Genomic DNA, 4442 nt, shown 5'->3' with positions numbered 1-4442 from the left:
TCCTTACTGTAAATGAAATTGAGGATTATAATCGTCAACAGTCTGTAAGAAAGAAGAGGTCAAAAACGAAAGCTGTTTCTGGTGGAAGGTATGTTCCAAGTGGGTTTACGCTTGATATTACGGCTGGTGAGGATGAGTGAGGTTTGTTGTGTGTTAACTTGTATTGGTAATTTCATATCTTTTAAGGGTCTTTATCTGTCTATTAATATATTACAGAATACAAGTGGTTGAGTTGGTTTGTAGTTAGGGTTAGTAGCTAAAATTATTGTATTGGGTTTAGAGGTATTTTTGGTTTGAAATTCAGCAAGATGAGTTGTTATGTAATCAGGGTGAAGTATTATTTAGTAAGCTCAAAGGCTACCTCTGTTATTAGTGACTAACGAGAATTGAAATTTTAACCAATGACAAACACTGACTAAAGTCAATTAATAGCTTGACTCATCTATTTATTAAGACGAAGTGAACTAGTCAGTTTAAAGTTGGAAGACGTTTCGAAAACTCGAGATGAATTGATTCTCCATTTAAAATAGAAGTAAAACGGATCAAAAGGGAGAAGGGCAGGATGTCGCACTACCTTACGGAAGCAATCCTTCGACTTGTCCAGTTCGTAGTTTAGAAGATTGGTTGAGTGTTTTCGGCCATTTAGAAGGTCCATTATTCAAAAGAATCGATCGGCATGGAAATATCTTGAGTGGGTTAACTCCACAATCTTTTCGTTTGATTGTAAAGAATTGTTGTGAAAAGGTAGGATTGGATCCAAAACGATATGGTGCTCATAGTTTGAGAAGTGGTTTTTGTAGTACGGCTACGATGACTGGAAAAGCCTAACATCAGACTATGAAGCAAACGAGGCACAGGAGAAGCGATTCGTTGCAGCGATATATAAAGAAGGTTAGTCTGTTTGATGATAATGCTGCTAGTGATATTAGTTTATAAAATATTTTAGCCATTTATCAGTTTATAACTTGTTTACTTTTTTGAGACGTTATATTTTTAACAAAAGGGATATTGAATTTCCTTTTCTATATTTAATGGACATACCTACTTATCTTTAAAGTATAGGGTGCGATACTTCAATAAAGAAGCATCGCTTTTTCTTGTTCAACTAAAGGTGCAGTTAAACCCACACAAATTAATTGCCCTAAACCGGGTTTGATTTATATATCTAAGCAATAATCGTCATTTTTTATAAGTTTTACTCAATAAAACGATATTTCATCATAATCAATATCATAGATAAGGCGTCCAACTGCTCCGATGCGCTCATTTTCTAACTGCTGCATAAACCCTATATAATGTGTTTCCCACTCGTTCTCTGTTTCAACACCATCAGCAACAATGTCTGAGAAATCTAGCATACCCCCTCGTAATTTCTCATAAAATACGATCTTGGCTAAAATAGCTAATTCGACATCCCCGAAAGTTTCAAAAAGTGCATCATATTCGTCATCAAAAAGACATCCTGAATTCAGTAAATCTAGATAATCATGCAGTGAAACAAAATGCCCACGAATTAGTTGTACTTTTTTTTCTGTGTTGTCACTTTCCATAATACGATCTACTAAATTCCGCATTTGAATATCACTCATTTGATCATTCTCATTTAACATTAAGACCATTGTTTTTTCGTGCTCTTCGACTTCTCTGATGATCAGCATTTCTAAGCTACCGATTTCTGCTGCGTTATTTACTCTGTGAATCAATTCATCTCGGTACAAATTGATATAACGGGTAAGTGCTTGATCCGTTTGTAGAGCTTCCTGCAATCGATCGACCGCTTCATGAATCAACTTAGCTCTTTGATTAGCATGACAAGCTATTAACATTCGGTTCAACTGGTCAAATTGAATTTCTGAAATTTTAACATTATTAGCTTTTCCTCCGGATAGTAGTGAAAAAACAGCATTGTTTACCATTAGCTCAAATATGTTGAATAGCTCAATTCGATAATTAAAGCGACATATCTTCCCGAAATTTGTTAAAACATACATTAAATCTTGATGACTAAAAAAGTTACAGAACCTCGTCTCCATTTGCAGTCGTTCTAAATACTGTTTAATATAAAAAACACCCTGAAGTCTCATATCATCAATGGCTAAAGGATAGTCAATACTTGCCATGGTATTTTGGGCCTCAAAAATAATATTATAATGGTTCATAAATACAGGTAATGATTCATCAATGGTCATATTATAGGCATCGACAGGCACATCTAATTTCATCTTTTTTACTTCTTGATACAGTTGTTTAGCGTCCTCAAAGTAATGGCGAAGTAATTCAACACCTTTAGCATGTATATCCTTTATATTCTCAAAATTTATATGAACAATAGCTTCTTCAGGGTTCTTAAAATGAAGGGCATAGGCATCCAAAGCATACATCAGGGATACCATGATCCCTTCCGCTGTTTCAGCTGTCACCGACGTACTTTTTCCTTGGGTATACCTCCGTATCAATTGCTGCAGAACCTGCATAATCTCTACCTGTATCTGGTAAGACTTCTGACCGGTAATAATCCCCACCCTCTGACCTTCCTGCAGAAGAGACAGTATATATTGACTTCGTTTTAACCGCGATCGATCGATAATAATATTAGAAATGAAGTGAGAACGATCTTGTGTTTTATCTAATTCCACGCATTATTCCTCACTTTCAAATAAAGAATCACGACGAATCATATCCCTTCTGAAATTCTCTGCAAGTTCTTCCATTTTACTTCTTAATAGTTCTAAAGATCCTGCACAGGGTCCGTTATAATAATCATTCATCTGTTGAATAAGTTTCATGTCCCCAATCTTATCTTCCGTTTCATTTCTAAGATAATAAAAAATCTCCTGAAGCTCATTTAGCGTATCAACATAATGATCCCGCTCCATATAGGGTGAAGTCGAAAACACCTCAATTAATTCCTTTAACACTCCAATGTCCAGTTCAACTCTCGCATGATCACGTAGCACTTTATTTCTGGACACCACCAACGTTTTTACATCATTTGGCGTTAGAACCAAGCCTTGCTCTTTAGTTTTTTCATTTAAACTGAGTAGTTCCGTCACTGTCTTGGAATTGTGTGATAATTGGATGTAATTCAAAATTTCGGATAAATTCATATGCTCTCTCCCTTCTTATAAATCCGCTAAAAAGTTTTTAACTTTTCTCTTAAGTAAAGTCGTTCCATGTAAAATCTACACTTAAGATACCGGCAGGATGTGAGCTGGTCGTATAGTTTCTTCTAGAAGCTAATTTTGGATTGCGAAAACAAAGGAGATTATTATAGTAACCAAATGCTCGGCAAATTGATGGACGTACTGAATGAATTCCACACCGGTCCTTTATTTCGTCATAGAAAATACAGGTCCCAAAATAACGTCGTTGGTTTTTTAAATCCAGGCGTGTTTTTTTAGGCATAGCTTTTATCTTCTTTTTTATTTTCTTCAACTCATCTTCTGTAATAGGAACAGGTCCGCAACACATTCCTTTGCAACCATTACAAGGTAGACTTTCCATTAATTTAATCATCTCCTGAAAAAGTAAGGTGTTAAGATCCATTCAATGATATGAATTTTCTAGTTAAGTAGCTAAAAAAGATTAATAACAAAACGGGAGTATAAACCGGCATTCTTGTACTGATAAATTAGTCAGTAGAAATAATAAAGTTGTCTCTTTAGTTACTAAATTTAAAAAACTGTATGATATGCTTTGCGAAGAATTAGATGAAAATGTACAACAGGATTTTAAAACAATTACCAGGAAGCTCTAACAAGAGATTATTTGGTCACTTTATAGTCACATCCTTTAAAAGTGTATTATGTTTCTTTATCGCATGAATGTAATGAATGGTTTCAAAGCCTGATAGGAGTCTTTTCGATCGTCAAAATACAGTTAACTAATTTTTTCAGGTGATAAATGTTCATAAATGAGTAAACAGGATTTTTCTAACATTCTCTCATTTTCATAATAAGAAAAACATGACTTCATTGGTTCGACACTTGCTGAAGCCATTTTTACCATATTTTCAAATCTATTAAAGATTCTTTTTCTTCAAAGAGTTTTTCGTCTGAATAATCAATGACTATGGAACTTCCTGATGGGACTTTGGCGAATAAATTGTCTATTAAACTTTGCCAAGAGTGTTGGGGAAAGTTGAATCTGTGTAATCCATTTTAATATTTCTTCTGTATCCCCCTTAAACTTTTGCGTGATATCTTTGTTGAAGAAATGTATGCCATGAATTATATTCTTTTGTGAAATTAAATCTTTAGCCATAAAATCATCATTAAATATTTTATGGGTATCAAATTGACCATGATAGGATCTTCCAAAAAGCTGATATTAACAAGGTTAAACTTGACTCGCCTTTCTTGATACTTCATATTAGAACAAAAAAATAGGATTCCCCTGGCCAGGAGAATCCTATTATATAATTAAATTTAATAAAATTAAAT

3 protein-coding genes and 1 pseudogene are annotated in these 4442 nt (G+C 34.2%); all 4 read right to left on the bottom strand.

Annotated features, from left to right (window positions below):
• Nucleotides 1-1199 precede the first annotated feature (1199 nt).
• A complete protein-coding gene (locus tag HU235_RS22765; protein WP_174881700.1) occupies nucleotides 1200-2636 on the bottom strand; it encodes a DUF6179 domain-containing protein in 1437 nt (478 codons plus the stop codon).
• Nucleotides 2637-2639: 3 nt separating this feature from the next.
• Nucleotides 2640-3107, bottom strand: coding sequence for a DUF6323 family protein (locus HU235_RS22760; RefSeq protein ID WP_174881699.1), 468 nt, complete (start codon nucleotides 3105-3107; stop codon nucleotides 2640-2642).
• Between the two features lie 49 nt (nucleotides 3108-3156).
• On the bottom strand, nucleotides 3157-3504 hold the full coding sequence (locus HU235_RS22755; RefSeq protein ID WP_174881698.1) for a YkgJ family cysteine cluster protein: 348 nt from the start codon (nucleotides 3502-3504) through the stop codon (nucleotides 3157-3159).
• A 268-nt stretch (nucleotides 3505-3772) separates the two neighbouring features.
• Nucleotides 3773-4363: pseudogene (locus tag HU235_RS22750) on the bottom strand (hypothetical protein).
• Nucleotides 4364-4442: the final 79 nt, after the last annotated feature.

It is taken from the genome of Metabacillus niabensis, assembly GCF_902829255.1.
GTDB lineage: Bacteria > Bacillota > Bacilli > Bacillales > Bacillaceae > Metabacillus > Metabacillus niabensis.
This window is presented reverse-complemented; position numbering and strand designations above follow the sequence as displayed.

What these genes read in the sequence shown, in the direction of transcription:
- HU235_RS22760 (WP_174881699.1), bottom strand. Translation starts at nt 3,107, where the DNA reads ATGAATTTATCCGAAATTTTGAATTACATCCAATTATCACACAATTCC.
- HU235_RS22755 (WP_174881698.1), bottom strand. Translation starts at nt 3,504, where the DNA reads ATGGAAAGTCTACCTTGTAATGGTTGCAAAGGAATGTGTTGCGGACCT.